The sequence below is a fragment of the Streptomyces sp. NPDC058284 genome (assembly GCF_042881135.1).
GTDB lineage: Bacteria > Actinomycetota > Actinomycetes > Streptomycetales > Streptomycetaceae > Streptomyces.
Genome location: NZ_JBHVYE010000011.1, coordinates 120,854 through 137,482, shown reverse-complemented (window position 1 = coordinate 137,482; position 16,629 = coordinate 120,854). Strand labels below are relative to the sequence as shown.

The 16,629-nt window shown below is 70.8% G+C and carries 15 protein-coding genes; 13 read left to right on the top strand and 2 right to left on the bottom strand.

From position 1 onward, the window contains the following. The first annotated feature begins 54 nt into the window (after window positions 1–54). From ACFVYR_RS17795 to ACFVYR_RS17780, 4 genes are read left to right on the top strand one after another with little or no spacing between them, the layout of a single operon-like run. On the top strand, window positions 55–1,431 hold the full coding sequence (locus tag ACFVYR_RS17795) for a DUF6716 putative glycosyltransferase (RefSeq protein WP_384262503.1): 1,377 nt from the start codon (window positions 55–57) through the stop codon (window positions 1,429–1,431). Between the two features lie 58 nt (window positions 1,432–1,489). Then, window positions 1,490–2,806: a cytidylyltransferase domain-containing protein gene (locus ACFVYR_RS17790; RefSeq protein ID WP_384262506.1), complete on the top strand. Its 1,317-nt coding sequence runs from the start codon at window positions 1,490–1,492 to the stop codon at window positions 2,804–2,806. A gap of 14 nt (window positions 2,807–2,820) precedes the next feature. Then, window positions 2,821–3,780 carry an N-acetylneuraminate synthase family protein gene (locus tag ACFVYR_RS17785; RefSeq protein ID WP_384262508.1) on the top strand — a complete coding sequence of 320 codons (960 nt, stop codon included), beginning with the start codon at window positions 2,821–2,823 and terminating at the stop codon, window positions 3,778–3,780. Between the two features lie 37 nt (window positions 3,781–3,817). Beyond that, window positions 3,818–4,951: a hypothetical protein gene (locus tag ACFVYR_RS17780; RefSeq protein ID WP_384262510.1), complete on the top strand. Its 1,134-nt coding sequence runs from the start codon at window positions 3,818–3,820 to the stop codon at window positions 4,949–4,951. A gap of 29 nt (window positions 4,952–4,980) precedes the next feature. Here the strand turns inward: ACFVYR_RS17780 and ACFVYR_RS17775 are convergent, their stop codons facing one another. Next, window positions 4,981–5,430 carry a protein-tyrosine phosphatase family protein gene (locus ACFVYR_RS17775; RefSeq protein ID WP_384262513.1) on the bottom strand — a complete coding sequence of 150 codons (450 nt, stop codon included), beginning with the start codon at window positions 5,428–5,430 and terminating at the stop codon, window positions 4,981–4,983. A gap of 120 nt (window positions 5,431–5,550) precedes the next feature. On the opposite strand from ACFVYR_RS17775, the gene ACFVYR_RS17770 reads away from it, so the two are divergent. Then, a complete protein-coding gene (locus ACFVYR_RS17770) occupies window positions 5,551–6,231 on the top strand; it encodes a class I SAM-dependent methyltransferase (protein ID WP_384262515.1) in 681 nt (226 codons plus the stop codon). A gap of 181 nt (window positions 6,232–6,412) precedes the next feature. Continuing rightward, complete coding sequence (locus ACFVYR_RS17765; RefSeq protein WP_384262517.1) at window positions 6,413–7,693, top strand: amidohydrolase; 1,281 nt, start codon at window positions 6,413–6,415, stop codon at window positions 7,691–7,693. 39 nt (window positions 7,694–7,732) lie between these two features. Here ACFVYR_RS17765 and ACFVYR_RS17760 read toward each other — a convergent pair whose 3' ends face one another. Then, window positions 7,733–8,131 carry a VOC family protein gene (locus ACFVYR_RS17760; protein ID WP_384262519.1) on the bottom strand — a complete coding sequence of 133 codons (399 nt, stop codon included), beginning with the start codon at window positions 8,129–8,131 and terminating at the stop codon, window positions 7,733–7,735. Window positions 8,132–8,277: 146 nt separating this feature from the next. Between ACFVYR_RS17760 and ACFVYR_RS17755 the strand changes: the two genes are divergently transcribed. The 7 genes from ACFVYR_RS17755 to ACFVYR_RS17725 all read left to right on the top strand — a co-directional run bounded on the left by ACFVYR_RS17755 (window position 8,278) and on the right by ACFVYR_RS17725 (window position 16,615). Beyond that, a complete protein-coding gene (locus ACFVYR_RS17755; RefSeq protein ID WP_384262522.1) occupies window positions 8,278–9,324 on the top strand; it encodes a helix-turn-helix transcriptional regulator in 1,047 nt (348 codons plus the stop codon). A gap of 265 nt (window positions 9,325–9,589) precedes the next feature. Further along, window positions 9,590–10,648 (top strand): BMP family protein, encoded by a 1,059-nt coding sequence (locus ACFVYR_RS17750; protein WP_384262538.1) that lies wholly within the window; start codon window positions 9,590–9,592, stop codon window positions 10,646–10,648. Window positions 10,649–10,889: 241 nt separating this feature from the next. After that, on the top strand, window positions 10,890–11,942 hold the full coding sequence (locus ACFVYR_RS17745; RefSeq protein WP_384262524.1) for a BMP family protein: 1,053 nt from the start codon (window positions 10,890–10,892) through the stop codon (window positions 11,940–11,942). 260 nt (window positions 11,943–12,202) lie between these two features. After that, the gene (locus ACFVYR_RS17740) at window positions 12,203–13,792 is read left to right on the top strand and encodes an ABC transporter ATP-binding protein (protein ID WP_384262539.1); all 1,590 of its coding nucleotides are present in this window, start codon (window positions 12,203–12,205) and stop codon (window positions 13,790–13,792) included. Beyond that, a complete protein-coding gene (locus ACFVYR_RS17735) occupies window positions 13,789–14,937 on the top strand; it encodes an ABC transporter permease (RefSeq protein WP_384262527.1) in 1,149 nt (382 codons plus the stop codon). The genes ACFVYR_RS17740 and ACFVYR_RS17735 overlap by 4 nt, the downstream gene beginning before the upstream one ends. Continuing rightward, window positions 14,934–16,196 carry an ABC transporter permease gene (locus tag ACFVYR_RS17730; RefSeq protein ID WP_384262529.1) on the top strand — a complete coding sequence of 421 codons (1,263 nt, stop codon included), beginning with the start codon at window positions 14,934–14,936 and terminating at the stop codon, window positions 16,194–16,196. Before ACFVYR_RS17735 ends, ACFVYR_RS17730 begins: the two co-directional genes overlap by 4 nt. Further along, the gene (locus ACFVYR_RS17725; RefSeq protein WP_384262532.1) at window positions 16,193–16,615 is read left to right on the top strand and encodes a cytidine deaminase; all 423 of its coding nucleotides are present in this window, start codon (window positions 16,193–16,195) and stop codon (window positions 16,613–16,615) included. The genes ACFVYR_RS17730 and ACFVYR_RS17725 overlap by 4 nt, the downstream gene beginning before the upstream one ends. Window positions 16,616–16,629 lie beyond the last annotated feature (14 nt).

The following is a 16,629-nucleotide window of genomic DNA, read 5'->3' as shown; positions in this document are numbered from 1 at the left end:
TTTGTTGCACCTGAGTTGGGCCGCGAATCGAAATGTATTCCTAGCGTCTGGGACGTGCCAGCAAGCAACCAGAACCCGCTGCGGGTAGCCGTACTCGCCGACTCCGATACGCGATGGAAATGGGGCGCTCTCACCGCGAACCGCATCGTATCGGGCGCTCGGTCCGACGGCGGTGCCCCCGAAGGCCGTGACCCCGAAGGTCACCGGCTCAGTGGGTACCTGCTCCGCGGCCGGGCCACCCCCACACCCCGCCAGCTCGACGAGGTGGGCATCAGCGCGGACTCCCTGCGCGAGGTCACCGCTGTCGAGTTCCTGCGCGAGGTGGAGCGGGACGCGCCCGACCTGATCGTGCTCGCCCTGGTGGGCGGGGCGGTCCAGGCGCTGCTGCACGGACTCGCCCGCGTCACCGAGGACGCCCGCCTCACCGGGAGCGCGAGGAAGCGCCCCGTGGTCGTCACCGGCTATGTCGGCGTCGTCTACGAGAAGCTCGCCGACGGCCTCCTCCTGCGCCACGGCGCGGACATCGTCCTCGCCAACTCCCGCCAGGACGCGGAGCGGTTCCGCGCGGTGTACGAGGGGGTGGGCGCCGACGCGTCGGCGGTGACGGAGGCGGCGCTGCCGTTCCTCGGCGGCGCGCCCTACCGCGAGAACGACCCCTACACCGTCGTCTTCGCCGCCCAGCCCTCCGTCCCCGAGACCGCCGCACACCGCACCTACCTGCTGCGCAGGCTCACCGAGCACGCCCGCCGCCACCCCGAGCGCGAGGTCCTGCTCAAGCTGCGCAGCAAGCCCGGCGAGCACACCACGCACATCGAGGAGCTGCCCTACCAGAAGCTGGCGCAACGGATCGACGGCGGCCTGCCCGCCAACTGCCGCCTCGTCTACGGGCACATGGGCGAGGTCCTGGACCGCACCGACCTCCTGGTCACCGTCTCCTCCACGGCCGCGCTCGAATCCCTGCACCGCCGCATCCCCACCGCCGTCCTCACCGACCTCGGGGTGCGCGAGGCGCTCGGCAACCACCACTTCACCGGTTCCGGCTGCCTCGCCTCCTGGGACCAGCTGGACGCGGGCCACCTCCCGGAGCCCGACGCGCGGTGGCTGGCACGGCAGGGCGTCGCCGCCGACGGCGCGTACGACAAGGCCTTCGACACGGCGCGCGAGCGGGTCCGGGAGCTGCTCGCCGACGCGGCCGCGGGGAGCCTCGCGCCCCTCGCGCCCTACTACAGCCTCACCACCGCCCGCGGCTATCTGCCCGGCATCCTCGCCCGCCACCACCTCGGCCCCGACGGCGCACCGCTGCCGGGCGCCCCCGCGGCCGACAAGGACCCCGGGCCCGTACGGCAGATCGTGCGCCGCGCGGCCCGCGGCGCCTACCGCCACGGAGTGCAGCGCGTGGCCCCCGTCATCCGGCGGATGGGCGAGCTGTGAGCCCCCCGCACCGGCAGGACGGCGAGCCGTGAGCCCCCACCCCCTCCAAGGAGCCCCCATGTCCCACCCCGGCCAAGCCGGTACGCAGCCCCGCCGCGTGCTCGCCGTCATCCCCGCCCGCGGCGGCTCCAAGGGCGTACCCGCCAAGAACCTCGCCCCGGTCGGCGGCGTACCCCTCGTGGTGCGCGCCGTGCGCGAGTGCCTGGCCGCCCGCCTCGTCACCGACGTCGTCGTCTCGACGGACGACCAGGTGATCGGCGAGGCCGCCCGCGCGGCCGGCGCCGAAGTGGTCCTGCGCCCCGCCGCCATCGCCGGTGACACGGCGACCAGCGAGGCCGCCGTACTGCACGCCATGGACGCCCACGAGGCGCTGCACGGCGCGGCCGTGGACGTCGTCCTCCTCGTGCAGTGCACCAGCCCCTTCCTCACCCGCGAGGACGTCGACGGAGTCGCTTCGGCGGTCGCCGAGAACGGCGCGGACACGGCCGTCACGGTCGCGCCCTTCCACGGCTTCATCTGGCGCGACGCGGCGGACGACGCCACGGACGGCGCCGCCGAGGTCCCCGCGCAGCGCACGGACGCGCGGGGCGGCACCGCGACCCTCACCAACGCGACGCGCACCAGCGGCGGTTACGGCGTCAACCACGACAAATCGTTCCGCCCGCGCCGCCAGGACCGCCCCCAGGACCTCCTGGAGACCGGCGCCGCCTACGCGATGGACGCGGCGGGCTTCCGCACCGAGAAGCACCGATTCTTCGGCCGCACCGAACCGGTCCGCACCGACCCCGCCCGCGTCCTGGAGGTCGACGACCCGCACGACCTCGCAAGGGCCCGCGCGCTCGCCCCCCTCTTCGACGCGGACCGCCCGGCAGGCGGCACCGCCCTCCCCACCGCGGCCGACATCGACGCGGTCGTCCTCGACTTCGACGGCACCCAGACCGACGACAGGGTGCTGGTCGACTCCGAAGGACGGGAGTTCGTCTCCGTGCACCGCGGGGACGGCCTCGGCATCGCGGCCCTCCGCAGGAGCGGCCTGAACATGCTGATCCTGTCCACGGAACAGAACCCGGTCGTCGCCGCGCGCGCCAGGAAGCTGAAGCTTCCCGTCCTGCACGGCATCGACCGCAAGGACCTCGCACTCAAGCAGTGGTGCGAGGAGCAGGGCATCGCGCCCGAGCGCGTGCTCTACGTCGGCAACGACGTCAACGACCTCCCGTGCTTCGCCCTCGTGGGCTGGCCCGTGGCGGTCGCAAGCGCCCACGACGTCGTGCGCGGCGCGGCCCGCGCGGTCACCACCGTCCCCGGCGGTGAAGGCGCGATCCGGGAGATCGCCACCTGGATCCTCGGCCCCTCTCTCGACTCCCTCCACAGTTAAGGAACGTTCCTGCCATGACCTCCCACACCACCGTCACCTCCATCGGCGCCAACTCCCGCCTGCGCCGCTTCGGTTCGAAGACGGCCGGCCCCGGCCAGCCCGTCTACATCACCGGTGAGATCGGCATCAACCACAACGGTGACCTGGAGAACGCGTTCAAGCTGATCGACGTGGCCGCCGAGGCGGGCTGCGACGCGGTCAAGTTCCAGAAGCGCACCCCGGAGATCTGCACCCCCCGCGACCAGTGGGACATCGAGCGCGACACGCCCTGGGGCCGGATGACGTACATCGACTACCGCCACCGCGTGGAGTTCGGCGAGTCCGAGTACCAGGCCATCAGCGAGCACTGCGCCAAGCGCGGCATCGACTGGTTCGCCTCACCGTGGGACACCGAGGCCGTCGCCTTCCTGGAGAAGTTCGACCTGCCCGCGCACAAGGTCGCGAGCGCCTCGCTCACCGACGACGAGCTGCTCCGCGCCCTGCGCGCCACCGGCCGCACGGTCATCCTCTCGACCGGCATGTCCACCCCGAAGCAGATCCGCCACGCGGTGGAGGTACTCGGCTCGGACAACATCCTCATGTGCCACGCCACGTCGACGTACCCGGCGCAGGCCGAGGAGCTCAACCTCCGCGTGATCAACACCCTCCAGGCCGAGTACCCGAACGTCCCGATCGGCTACTCCGGCCACGAGACCGGCCTGCAGACCACGCTCGCCGCCGTCGCCCTCGGCGCCACCTTCGTCGAGCGCCACATCACCCTGGACCGCGCGATGTGGGGCTCCGACCAGGCCGCCTCCGTCGAGCCGCAGGGCCTCACCCGCCTCGTCCGCGACATCCGCACCATCGAGGCGTCCCTCGGTGACGGCGTCAAGAAGGTCTACGAGTCGGAGCTCGGCCCGATGAAGAAGCTGCGCCGCGTGGCCGGCGTCGTCGCCGATTCGGAGACCGCCGACGCCGAGCCGGTCGCGGTCTGAACCGCGGCCCGATCCAACGGGAGACGGACACACAACGATGAGCCCCCGAGTCGGCCGAGGCGCCGACACCACGGCAGCCCCGGGCGCCGACACCACGGCAGCCCCGGGCAGGGCGGCGACCACGCTCGCCTTCGTGGAGAGCCCGGTCCAGCTCCTCAACGTCCTCGAGTGGGCGCACGCCGCGGCCGCGACCGGCCCGGCCGGGGGCCTCACCGTCGTCGTCCTCTCCCCGAACGACCCCATGACGCGAGGCCAGCTGCGCCGCATGGCGCAGCTCGCCCGCGACGAGGGCGTGGAGGTCCGCTGGGAGGAGGCACGCGGCGGCGCGACGGCTCCCTTCCAGACCGTCGGGGGGCTCACCGGCGCCCTGCGCAGGGCCGACCGGGTCGTCATAGGCGACCCGTTCTCCCGCTACGTACAGCTCCTCCTCACCATCACCCGCGCCCGCTCCCTGGTCGTGGTCGACGACGGCACGGCCACGATGGAGTTCATCGCGCAGCTGGCCTGCGGCGAACGCCTGCAGCGCTGGCACCGCAAGGGCGGCCGGCCCGGCCCCCGTGACCTGGTCTTCGCCCCGGTCTCGGCGTCGGCGCGGCGCCGCCTCACGCCCGGCGGGACGCGCACCGTGGAGGTCTTCTCCGCCATGCCGATCGAGAGCGCGCCGGACGGCGTACGGGTCACGTTCAACGCCTTCGCCTGGACCAGGGAGCGCTTCGGCCCGCCCCGGGTCAGCAAGGGCGCCGACCTGGTCGGCACGTCGCTGGTCGAGACGGGTGTGGTCGACCCGGACCGGTACGTGGAGGCGGTCCGCGCACTGTCCCGCACGCACGGCGCCACCCGCTACTTCGCCCACCGCCGCGAAAGCTCCGAGAAGCTGCACCGCCTGGCGGTCGAGACGGGCCTCCAGGTAGTCCGCCCGGACCTCCCCCTGGAACTCATCGCCCGCAGGGGCCCCATCGGCCGCACGATCCTCAGCTTCCCCTCGACCGTCGTCCACACCCTGCCGCTGGCCCTGGCCGGTACGGAGGTGAAGGTGGCGGTCTGCGACATCGACCCGGCCTGGCTCACCGAGACGGCGTCGCCGCGGGCCCAGGGCTTCCTGTCCGGGGTGACAGGAACGGCACGGGACGTGCACCGCTTGAGGTCGGTGGGGCACGTGGCACCGGCGTGACACCGTGATGTGACACCGTGATGTGACGCCTACGGGGTGAAGCGCTCCACGTACCGCCGCTGCCAGGGGGTCTCGACCGCGCGCCGGTCGTAATGGCGCCGCACGAAGGTGACGGCGTCCCCGGCGGGCACCCCGTCGAGAACGGCGATACAGGCGAGCGCGGTCCCGGTCCGCCCACGTCCGCCGCCACAGGCGACCTCGACCCGCTCGCCACAGGACCGCTCCCACGCCTCCCGCAGCAGCGTGCGGGCCGCCCCCCGGTCACTGGGCAGCCGGAAGTCGGGCCACCGCAGCCAGCGCGACTCCCAGGGCAGGTCGGGCGGCGGCTTCCCCAGCAGGTACACGCCGAAGTCGGGCAGCTCCCCACCGGGCAACGGCTGCCGCAACCCCCGTCCCCGGACGACCCGCCCGGACGGCAACGCGAGGACGCCGGGGGCGCCGTCCCGCCAGGTCGGCGCGGAGCTGCTGTCCTCGGTCATGGCTGGCCGGTCTCCTCCCGGGTACGGACGACGGACACCGGCTCATTGTCGCGGCTGGAGGGGCCACCGGGTGGCCGAAATGGTGGGCGTCTCGCCGACCGCCTCCGTTACCGTCTCCGGATGACCGCATCCGACACCCTGCACACCACCCGCGACGCCTACGACGCCATCGCCCCGACCTACGCGCAGATGTTCCACGACCCGGCGCTGCTCGACCGCCCCTTGGAGCGCGCCCTGCTGAGCGCCTTCGCCGAGCTGGTGCGGACGAGCGGCGGCGGCAGCGGTAGCGGCGACGGCAACGTAGTCCGCGAGGTCGCGGACCTCGGCTGTGGGCCCGGCCACCTCACCGCCCACCTCCACAGCCTCGGCCTGAACGCCTTCGGCGTCGACGCGTCGCCCGTGATGGTCGACCTCGCACGCGAGGCACACCCCGGGCTGCGGTTCGAGGTCGGCTCCATGGCCGCGCTGGACATCGAGGACGGCGTACTCGGCGGGGTGCTTTCACGGTGGTCCGTCATTCACACCCCGCCGCCGGAGCTGCCCGCCATCCTGGCCGAGACGGCCCGGGTCCTCGCCCCCGGCGGGCACCTGCTGATCGAGTTCCCCGCCACCGACGGCCCCGAGCACGAGACGCAGTCCTACGACCACGTGGTCGCGACGGCCTACCGCTGGTCCCCCGACCGCTTCGCCGAACTCCTGCGCGAACAGGGACTGACGGAGACGTCCCGCTTGGTGATCGAGCCGACCCCGACCGACAAGCGCCAGTTCCAGGAGGTCCAGCTCCTCGCGCACAAGGCGTAGACCGGGGGTGCGCGCCGCCTTACAGGCGCCGCACGGCTTACGCATCCTCCGTGGCGGCCTGAAAGTTTACCCATCGCGACCAACGGTCATGCGCCACGCGGCCAGAAATTCTTCCCCTAACGGGCTGAACTTTTGTTGATCGCGGGTCAGTTGGCCGGTGCGTCGCCTTACCCTTCAAAGGGTGAACCAACTGATGTCCCATGCGTCCGAAGAGGTGTCCGAAGACGTGTGCACAAGCGTGTCCGACGACGTGACCGGATCGGCGTCCGCCCCGGCGGACCTGCTCCCCGGCGCGCTGCCCGAAGCGCTGCGCGCCGAACTCGTCGCCTTCCGGCGCGACTTGCACATGCATCCCGAGCTCGGCAACCAGGAGTTCCGTACCACCGCGGCCCTCAAGGCGCGGCTGGAGGAGGCGGGCCTCGCGCCCCATGTGCTCGCCGGGGGTACGGGGCTCATCTGCGACGTCGGGGACTGGGACGGCGTACGGCCCATGCTCGCCCTGCGTGCCGACATCGACGCGCTGCCCATCCCGGACACCAAGCTGGGCGTGCCCTACCGCTCCACCGTGCCCGACCGCGCCCACGCCTGCGGGCACGACGTGCACACCACCGTCGTCCTGGGCGCCGGGCTCGTGCTCGCCGGGCTCGCCGCGAAGGGGGAGCTGCCCCATCCCGTACGGCTGATCTTCCAGCCCGCCGAGGAGGTGCTGCCGGGCGGCGCGACCGACGCCATCGAGTCGGGCGCCCTGGACGGCGTCGGCCGGATCATCGCCGTGCACTGTGATCCCCGCGTCGACGCGGGCCGCATCGGACTGCGGCACGGGCCGATCACCTCCGCCTGCGACCGCCTGGAGGTCTCACTCGCCGGGCCCGGCGGGCACACCGCGCGACCGCACCTGACCACCGACCTCGTCACCGCCGCCGCCAAGGTCGCCGTCGAGGTCCCCGCCCTGGTCGGCCGGCGCGTCGACGCCCGCTCGGGGCTCTCGCTGACCTGGGGCCGCATCGAGTCGGGCCACGCGCCCAACGTCATCCCGCAGCGCGCCGAGCTCTCCGGCACCGTGCGCTGCCTCGACCTCAGGGCCTGGCGTGACGCGCCCGACCTGGTGCACGGGGCGGTCCAGGAGATCGCCGACCTCTACCGCGCCAAGTCCGAGATCAACTACATCCGCGGAGTGCCGCCCGTCGTCAACGACCCGGTGGTCACCGATCTGCTGGGTGACGCCATGGCGGCGCGGCGCGGCCCGCAGTCGGTCGAGGACACCGAGCAGAGCCTCGGCGGCGAGGACTTCTCCTGGTACCTGGAGCGGGTGCCCGGAGCCATGGCCCGGCTCGGTGTGCGCGAGCCGGGGGAGCGCACCGTCAGGGACCTCCACCAGGGCGACTTCGACGTCGACGAGTCGGCGATCACCGCGGGAGTCGAACTCTTCACCGCCGCCGCGATGTTGGACGCGGTGCGGTAGGCGTGGCGTCCCGCCCTCCTGGTGGCGCCCCTGGTCGCGTCAGCGTGCGAACTTTTCGATCGCCTCCGGGGTGACGGGGGTGAAGAAGTTGACGAGGTTGCCGTCGGGGTCGCGGAACAGCAGCGACCGGTTGCCCCAGGGCATCGTGGTGGGCTCGTTGACGAAGTCGGTGACGAAGCCGGTGAGGTTCTGGTGCACGCGGTCCACGTCGTCGACGAGGAACTCGGTGATCACGCTGTGGTTGTCCGCCGGGCGGGCGGATCCAGGGGCGAACAGCGGGACGGTGCGGGTGCCGGCGATCGCGAGGGTCGCGCCCGCGGTCCTGAGTTCGGCGAAGTCCTCGGTGGCCCGTACCGCCCGCATCCCCGTGGCCCGCTCGTAGAAGTCGACGAGGCGTGCGACGTTGCTGGTGATGATGCGGATCGAGACGAAGTCCATGGGAATCTCCTGGGCTGTGCGGAAGGCGTACGCATCGCTGAAGGCGTATGCATCGCCAAAGGCGTACACATCGCTGAAGGCGTGCAGTCGCAGGCTAGGAGAGATAGAGGACAGAATCCGTCCTGTATTCGCATTAGGCTGCGAACATGTCCCGACCCACCGGCCGCGTGCTGACCCTCCTGGAGCTGTTGCAGTCGGGCGGCACCCGCACGGTGGCCGAGCTCGCCGACCGGCTCGGCGTCGACGGACGCACCGTGCGGCGGTACGTGGACCAACTGGTCGACCTGGACGTGCCAGTGGAGTCGGTGCGCGGCCGCTACGGCGGGTACCGGCTGGCTCCCGGGTACCGCCTGCCTCCGCTCATGCTCAGCGACGACGAGGCGCTCGCCGTGCTGCTCGGCCTGGTCGCCGGTCGCCGGGCAGCAGGACTGACCACGACGGAGCGCACGGCGAACGAGACGGCGTCGGCGAAGATCCGGCGGGTGCTCCCCAAGCACATCGCCCGCCGGCTCGACACACTCCTGGAAGCCCTCGCCTTCACGGACCACCCCGGCGAGCTGGACCACCCGGACGCCGGGCTGCTGCTCACCATCGCCGACGCGGTGCGCCACCGCCGACCGGTCTCGGTCCGCTACACCGACCGCGAAGGACGGCGCAGCGAACGCACCCTGCACGCGTACGGGATCGTCGCCCATGCGGGCCGGTGGTACGTGACGGGCCGGGACGCCCGGGTCGGCGAGGACCGCACCCTCCGGCTCGATCGCATCGTGGACGCACGGACCCTGCCCGGCTCATTCGAAGCGCCCGCCGGTCCCGGTCCGGCCCAGCGCGTGCTGTCGGGATTCGCCACGGCGGAGTACCGGCACGAGGTGATCATGCGGATCCACGGGACGGTCGAGCAGATCCGCGCGCGCCTCCCCGCCAGCGTCGCGATCCTGAAGGAGCAGGAGCAGGAGCAGGAGCAGGAGCAGGAGCAGGGGCAGGAGCAGGAGCCCGAGCGAGGGCCCGCGCCCGGCCAGGCCCCGGCGGGCGCGCGCTGGCTGCGCGTCGAGCTGCGGGCGGAGCGGCTCGACTGGTTGCCTCCCGTACTCGCCTCACTCGACCGGCCGTTCGTCGTCGAGCGCCCCGCCGAACTGCGCGACCTCATCGTCGCGTTCGCCGATCGCCTCACGTCCTGTGCCCGTCAGGGGTGACGGCGCCGTAAGGGCCGCAAGGGCCCATAGGGACAGGGCAGGGAAGGGAATGCGTGTGCGGTGCCGCAAGAGGCGGGCGAAAAGCACAACAAGGTAACGGCACCGCGAAAACCCGTTCCCCTCCCTTTCTACGCGCGTTAATGTGCGCCGAAATCAGCGTCGTACGCGGCGCGTTGGCGATCAAGGGGTGCTTCCTGTGCGTCGTCTCTCTTCGCAATCCCGCCGGCCGCGACCAGCTCGCGCCCGGGCATCACGCGCCACTCACATCACCGCGACACTCGCCGTCCTCGTCCTCGCGGCGGTCGGCTGCGGAAAGACCAGCAGCGAGGCGTCGCAGGACGACGACGGCAAGGACAAGGGCTCCGGGGGCTCGTCCTCGTACAAGGCGAAGGGCGTCGGCCTCGCGTACGACATCGGCGGGAAGGGCGACCAGTCCTTCAACGACGCCGCCTACGCGGGGTACGCCAAGGCCCGCAAGGAGTTCAAGATCGGTGGCGTGGACATGGAGCCGGGTGACGGCGAGTCGAGCGCCGACAAGGTCCAGCGCCTCGAACAGCTCGCCCAGCAGGGCTACGACCCGGTAGTCGGCGTCGGTTTCGTCTACGCGCCCGCGGTGCAGGCCGCAGCGAAGAAGTTCCCTGAGACGACCTTCGGGATCATCGACGACAACACCGTGAAGGCGGACAACGTCGTCGACCTGGTCTTCCACGAGGAGCAGGGCTCCTATCTCGCGGGCGTCGCCGCGGCGAAGGTGAGCAAGGCCAAGCACGTGGGATTCGTGGGCGGTGTGGACATTCCGCTCATCCACAAATTCGAGGCCGGATTCGTGCAGGGCGTGAAGTCCGTCAATCCCAAGATCAAAATCGAGAAGCGGTATTTGACGGAAAAGCCCGAGGAGGGCGGATTCTCCAGTCCGGACCGCGGACAGAACGCCGCGAGCGGGCAGATCGAGGCGGGCGCCGACGTGATCTACCACGCCGCGGGGTTGTCGGGCCAGGGCGTCATCCAGGAGGTCGGGTCGCAGAAGAAGTGGGCGATCGGCGTCGACTCCGACCAGTACCGGCAGAAGGCGCTGGCCAAGTACAAGCAGTACATCCTCGGCTCCGCCTTCAAGGACGTCGGCGGCGCGGTGTACGACCTGACGAAGTCGGTCGTCGAGGGCGAGCCGATGAAGGGCGAGCAGCGCTACGACCTCAAGTCCGGCCGTGTCGGCTTCTCCGACTCGAACCCGAAGTACGCCGCGATGAAGGACGTCGTCGCCGCGGTGGAGAAGGCCAAGAAGGACATCGTCAGCGGGAAGGTCAAGGTCAAGATCAACCCGTAGGGCGTGATCCGCACACGTTTTACGTAGTACCCGCTGCGGCTGCTGGGCGCTCCCTCTGAAGGGGGCGCCCACTTGCCGTTCGGGTGCCCGACATCCGGTGGCCACAGCTCGATAACGGAGCGGACAGAAGGGTTCTTATGTCAGGTCTACGCGCGTTACGCTGCGGCGAAATCAGCGCCAGGTAGGCGCCGATGCTTGCTTGTACGTGCTTGTGCTTGCTTGACTCAAGGAGTTCGTCTCTATGCGCCGGGTGTCTCGAATAGCTGTCGCGGGCGCCGCGACCGCCGCTCTTGCCGTAACCGTCTCCGCCTGTGGTGGCACGTCCAGCGACGCCGCCGCGAGCAAGGACGACAAGAACAAGGGCATCGCCATCGCCTACGACGTCGGCGGCGCCGGCGACCAGTCCTTCAACGACGCCGCGACCGTCGGCATGAAGAAGGCGGCCAAGGAGTTCAAGACCGGCGAGAAGGCCATCGAGCCGGTCGACGGCGAGTCGGACGCCGACAAGGCGCAGCGGCTGACGCTGCTCGCCAAGCAGGGCTACAACCCGGTCATCGGCGTCGGCTACGCGTACGCGCCGGCCATCAAGGAGGTCGCGGCGAAGTTCCCGAAGACCACCTTCGGCATCGTCGACGACGAGACGGTCAAGGCCGACAACGTCTCCGACCTGGTCTTCAGCGAGCAGGAGGCGTCCTACCTCGCGGGCGTCGTCGCTGCCAAGACCACCAAGTCCAAGACCGTCGGCTTCGTCGGCGGCGTGGACGTCCCCCTCATCCACAAGTTCGAGGCGGGCTTCGCGCAGGGCGTCAAGGACACCGACCCCAAGGTCAAGGTCGTCAAGCAGTACCTGACGGAGAAGGCCGAGGACGGCGGCTTCTCCAGCCCCGACAAGGGCAAGACCGCCGCCCAGGGCCAGATCGAGAAGGGCGCCGACGTGGTCTACCACGCCGCCGGCCTCTCCGGTCAGGGCGTCATCGAGGCCGCCGCCGCCAAGAAGGTCTGGGCGATCGGCGTCGACTCCGACCAGTACAAGCAGGACGCGCTCGCCAAGTACAAGAAGTACATCCTGACCTCGGCGACCAAGGACGTCGCGGGCTCGGTCTACAACCTCGCGAAGGCCGTCGAGGACGGCAGCGCGAAGGGCGGCGTCGTCCGCGCCGACCTCAAGTCCGGCGGTGTCGCGCTCGCCGACTCGAACCCCGATTTCCAGAAGATGAAGGACGTCCAGGCCGCGCTGAAGAAGGCCGAAGAGGGCATCAAGAGCGGCAAGATCAAGGTCAAGACCACGCCGTAGGGCGCGGTTGCAGGGCCGGACCACGCCGTAAGGCGCGGCGCCTTGCCGACTGCCGTGACGGCAGCGTGATTCTCGTGCGACGGGGTGTGGGGGACGATGGTTCACCCGCGCCCCGTTCGCGCGGGCCACATCTCAACATCCCCTGCAACGAGGCGATTTCGCGCAGGGACTTTCCAGTAGCAGCAGGGGCACTGCGCGCGTAGGCGGCCCCTTTCCTTCAGGCCCTTTTCAGGCCTTCCGGCCCCCGAGGAGAGTGCGCCATCGACGCGTCCACCAACCCTCCGCCCGTCGCCGTCGAACTAGTCGGCATCACCAAGCGCTTCCCGGGCGTCGTGGCCAACCACGACATCCACCTGACCGTCCGCAAGGGCACCGTGCACGCCCTCGTCGGAGAGAACGGCGCGGGCAAGTCGACCCTGATGAAGATCCTCTACGGCATGCAGAAGCCGGACGAGGGCACCATCACCGTCGACGGCGAGCAGGTCGCCTTCGCGAGCCCCGCCGACGCGATCGCGCGCGGCATCGGCATGGTGCACCAGCACTTCATGCTCGCCGACCAGCTGACCGTCCTGGAGAACATCGTTCTCGGCAGCGAGAAGCTGCACGGCATCGGCGGCGCGGCCCGGCGCAGAATCGCCGAGATCTCCGAGCGTTACGGACTCGGGGTGCGCCCCGACGCGTACGTGGAGGACCTCGGCGTCGCCGACCGGCAGCGCGTGGAGATCCTCAAGGTCCTCTACCGCGGCGCCACCACGCTGATCCTCGACGAGCCCACGGCCGTCCTCGTGCCGCAGGAGGTCGACGCGCTCTTCGACAACCTGCGCGAACTGAAGTCCGAGGGCCTCTCCGTCATCTTCATCTCGCACAAGCTGGGTGAGGTCCTCTCCGTCGCCGACGACATCACCGTCATCCGGCGCGGCACGACGGTCGGCACGGCGATCCCGTCCGAGACGACGCCGCGCCAGCTCGCCGAGCTGATGGTGGGCAGCGAACTGCCCACCCCCGAGACGGCGGAGTCGACGGTCACCGACCGCCCGATGGTCCAGGTCGAGAGCCTCAAGCTGCTCGCCGACGGCGACTCGGGCCGCGCGCTGCTCGACGACATCTCCTTCACCATCCACGAGGGCGAAGTCCTCGGCATCGCGGGCGTCGAGGGCAACGGCCAGACCGAGCTGATCGACGCGCTCATCGGCCTCAAGCACGCCGACTCGGGCGTGATCCGCATGGCGGGCGAGGACATCACGGCCGTCCCCACCCGCAAGCGCCGCGAGGACGGCATCGGGTACATCCCCGAGGACCGCCACCGCCACGGGCTCCTCCTGGAGTCCCCGCTGTGGGAGAACCGCATCCTCGGTCACGTCACCGAGAAGCCGAACTCGGGCGGGAAGCTGGGGTTCTGGCTGGACCTCAAGAGCGCCCAGGCCGACACGCGCCGCATCGTCGAGGAGTACGACGTCCGTACGCCCGGCATCGACGTGACGGCCGCCTCGCTCTCCGGCGGCAACCAGCAGAAGCTGATCGTCGGCCGCGAGATGAGCCACAAGCCGCGCTTCCTGATCGCCGCCCACCCCACCCGCGGTGTGGACGTCGGCGCGCAGGCGCAGATCTGGGACCAGATCCGCGAGGCCCGCCGCGAAGGCCTCGCCGTACTGCTGATCTCCGCGGACCTGGACGAGCTGATCGGCCTCTCCGACACCCTGCGCGTCATCTACCGCGGGCGGCTCGTGGCGGACGCCGACCCGGCCACCATCACGCCGGAGGAGCTGGGGTCGGCGATGACGGGTGCCGCCTCCGGTCACCTGGAACACCCCGAGTCCGGTGACGGCTCCGAGGAGGACGAGACCCGATGAAGAAGATCGACAAGGAGCGTGTGCTCCTCGCGGTGGCCGGGCCGGTCATCGCCCTCGTCGTGGCCGTGGCGCTGACCTCGGTCGTGCTGCTGGCGTCGGGCAAGAGCCCGATCGAGCCGTACCGGCTGATGCTGACGCAGATCTCCTACTCCGACGTCCAGGTCCTGACCCTCAACCAGGCAGGGATGTACTACCTGGCCGCGCTCGCGGTGGCCATCGGCTTCCGCATGAACCTGTTCAACATCGGTGTGGACGGCCAGTACCGCCTCGCCGCGATGATCACCGCGGTCGTCGGCGCGCACGTCGCGCTCCCGGCGCCGCTGCAGATCCCGCTGCTCATGGTGGTCGCCATGCTCACGGGTGCCTTCTGGGCCGGCATCGCGGGCATCCTGAAGACCACCCGCGGGGTCAGCGAGGTCGTCGCGACGATCATGCTCAACTCCATCGCGACGAGCGTCATCGGCTACCTCACCCTGACCGACAACTTCGGCGTCCCGGTCGGCAACAACCAGACCACCGGCGTGATGGAGAAGTCCGGCTGGTTCCCCGGCATCAAGCTGGCGGGCGGCGAGGTCTACGGCTTCGTGTTCGTCGCCGTCGCCGCGGGCGTCCTGTACTGGCTGGTCCTCAACCGCACCCGGTTCGGCTTCGACCTGCGCGCCACCGGCGCCTCCGAGTCGGCCGCCGCGGCCTCCGGCGTCAACGCCAAGCGCATGGTGCTCACCGCCATGCTGGTCTCCGGCGGCATGGCGGGCCTCGCGGGCCTGCCGATCCTGCTCGGCGACACCCACACCTACAGCCTCAGCTTCCCGGCAGGACTCGGCTTCACCGCCATCGGCATCGCGCTGCTCGGCCGCAACAACCCGGTCGGCATCGCCCTCGCCGCGCTGCTCTGGGCGTTCCTCGACAAGGCCTCGCCCGCGCTCGACTACGCGACCCCGGTCGCGTACGACAAGGAGATCGCGGTGATCATGCAGGGCCTCATCGTGATCGCGGTCGTCGTCTCCTCCGAGTCCGTACGCCGCTGGGGGCTCAGCCGCCAGCAGCGGCGCGTCGGTGAGGAACTGGCCGCCGCCGCACGGGCGAACGGCAACAACGGCAACAACGGCAACAACGACTCCGTGAAGGAGGTGGCTGCCCGATGAGCACGGCAACCGTCGCCAAGCCCCCGGCCAAGCAGCCCGCGCCGGGCCGCCGCCGCGTCTCGCTCCCCGTCGTCCTGCTGATCGTCGCGGGCGTCCTCGTGCTGACCTCCGTGGTCCGCATCATCACCGGCGCCGACGGCATCACGTCCACCGGACAGATGTCGACGGCCCTCAAACTCGCCGTGCCGATCGGCCTCGCGGGCCTCGGCGGCCTCTGGGCCGAGCGCGCGGGCGTCGTCAACATCGGCCTCGAAGGCATGCTGATCCTCGGCACCTGGTTCGGCGCCTGGGCCGGATTCCAGTGGGGCCCGTGGGCGGGCGTCGTCTTCGGGATCCTCGGCGGCGCGCTCGGCGGACTGCTGCACGCGATCGTCACGGTCACCTTCAACGTCAACCACATCGTCTCCGGTGTCGCCCTGAACATCCTGGCCCTTGGCGTCACGCGCTACCTCGCGACGTTCGCCTTCGAGGGCGAGGAGGGCGGTACGTCGAAGCAGTCGCCGCCCGTCGACTCGCTCGGGGACTTCTCCGTGCCGGGACTCTCCGACTGGCTGATGGACCTCAACGGCAAGCACTGGTTCCTGGTCTCCGACCTCGCGGGCCTGCTCGGCGGCCTGTTCACCAACCTGTCGCCGCTCACCGTGGTCGCCGTCGCGATGGTGCCGCTGAGCTGGTGGGTGCTGTGGCGCACCTCGTTCGGACTGCGCCTGCGCTCCTGCGGCGAGAACCCGATCGCGGCGGAGTCGCTCGGCGTCAACGTCTACAAGTACAAGTACCTGGCCGTCGTCATCTCCGGTGGCCTCGCGGGTCTCGGCGGCGCGTTCCTCTCCCTGGTCGCCTCCAACATCTACCTGGAGGGCCAGACCGGCGGCCGCGGCTACATCGGCCTCGCCGCGATGATCTTCGGCAACTGGATGCCGGGCGGACTGGCGCTCGGCGCGGGCCTGTTCGGTTACACCGACAGCCTGAAGCTCCGGGGTGGCGGCACCAACGTCCACGCGCTGCTGCTGCTCCTCGCGATCCTGCTGGTCATCGGTGCGGTCTACCTCGCCTGGCGCAAGCGGTACGTGCCCGCGGCGATCACCGCGGCCGTCTCCGCGCTGATGTTCCTGTGGTACGGCTTGACCGACGAGGTGCCCAACCAGGTCGTCACCGCCACCCCGTACGTGGTGACCCTGCTGGTCCTCTCGCTCTCCGCCCAGCGGCTTCGGATGCCGAAGGCGGACGGAATGCCGTACCGAAGGGGCCAGGGCAAGTGACGTTCATCGCCGCCGACGCCGACTGGGACGCCCTGCGGGAGGCGGCGCGCGAGGCCATGTCCCGCGCGTACGCCCCGTACTCGGAGTTCCCGGTCGGCGCCGCAGCCCTGGTCGACGACGGCAGGACGGTCGCCGGCTGCAACGTGGAGAACGCCTCCTACGGCCTCGGCCTCTGCGCCGAGTGCGGCCTCGTCTCCCAGCTCCAGCTGACCGGCGGCGGCCGGCTCACCCACTTCACGTGCGTGGACGGCAAGGGTGAGGTCCTGATGCCGTGCGGGCGCTGCCGCCAGCTGCTGTACGAGTTCGGCGGCGCGGAGCTCATCCTGGAGACGCCGTCGGGCTTCCGTACGCTGGGCGACATGCTGCCGGACGCGTTCGGGCCGCAGCACCTGGGCGGGCGGCCGGAGAACCGCAACTGACGGGTGGCCCCGTG

What these genes read in the sequence shown, in the direction of transcription:
- ACFVYR_RS17735 (WP_384262527.1), top strand. Translation starts at nt 13,789, where the DNA reads ATGAAGAAGATCGACAAGGAGCGTGTGCTCCTCGCGGTGGCCGGGCCG.
- ACFVYR_RS17730 (WP_384262529.1), top strand. Translation starts at nt 14,934, where the DNA reads ATGAGCACGGCAACCGTCGCCAAGCCCCCGGCCAAGCAGCCCGCGCCG.
- ACFVYR_RS17760 (WP_384262519.1), bottom strand. Translation starts at nt 8,131, where the DNA reads ATGGACTTCGTCTCGATCCGCATCATCACCAGCAACGTCGCACGCCTC.
- ACFVYR_RS17770 (WP_384262515.1), top strand. Translation starts at nt 5,551, where the DNA reads ATGACCGCATCCGACACCCTGCACACCACCCGCGACGCCTACGACGCC.
- ACFVYR_RS17785 (WP_384262508.1), top strand. Translation starts at nt 2,821, where the DNA reads ATGACCTCCCACACCACCGTCACCTCCATCGGCGCCAACTCCCGCCTG.
- ACFVYR_RS17775 (WP_384262513.1), bottom strand. Translation starts at nt 5,430, where the DNA reads ATGACCGAGGACAGCAGCTCCGCGCCGACCTGGCGGGACGGCGCCCCC.
- ACFVYR_RS17780 (WP_384262510.1), top strand. Translation starts at nt 3,818, where the DNA reads ATGAGCCCCCGAGTCGGCCGAGGCGCCGACACCACGGCAGCCCCGGGC.
- ACFVYR_RS17755 (WP_384262522.1), top strand. Translation starts at nt 8,278, where the DNA reads ATGTCCCGACCCACCGGCCGCGTGCTGACCCTCCTGGAGCTGTTGCAG.
- ACFVYR_RS17745 (WP_384262524.1), top strand. Translation starts at nt 10,890, where the DNA reads ATGCGCCGGGTGTCTCGAATAGCTGTCGCGGGCGCCGCGACCGCCGCT.
- ACFVYR_RS17790 (WP_384262506.1), top strand. Translation starts at nt 1,490, where the DNA reads ATGTCCCACCCCGGCCAAGCCGGTACGCAGCCCCGCCGCGTGCTCGCC.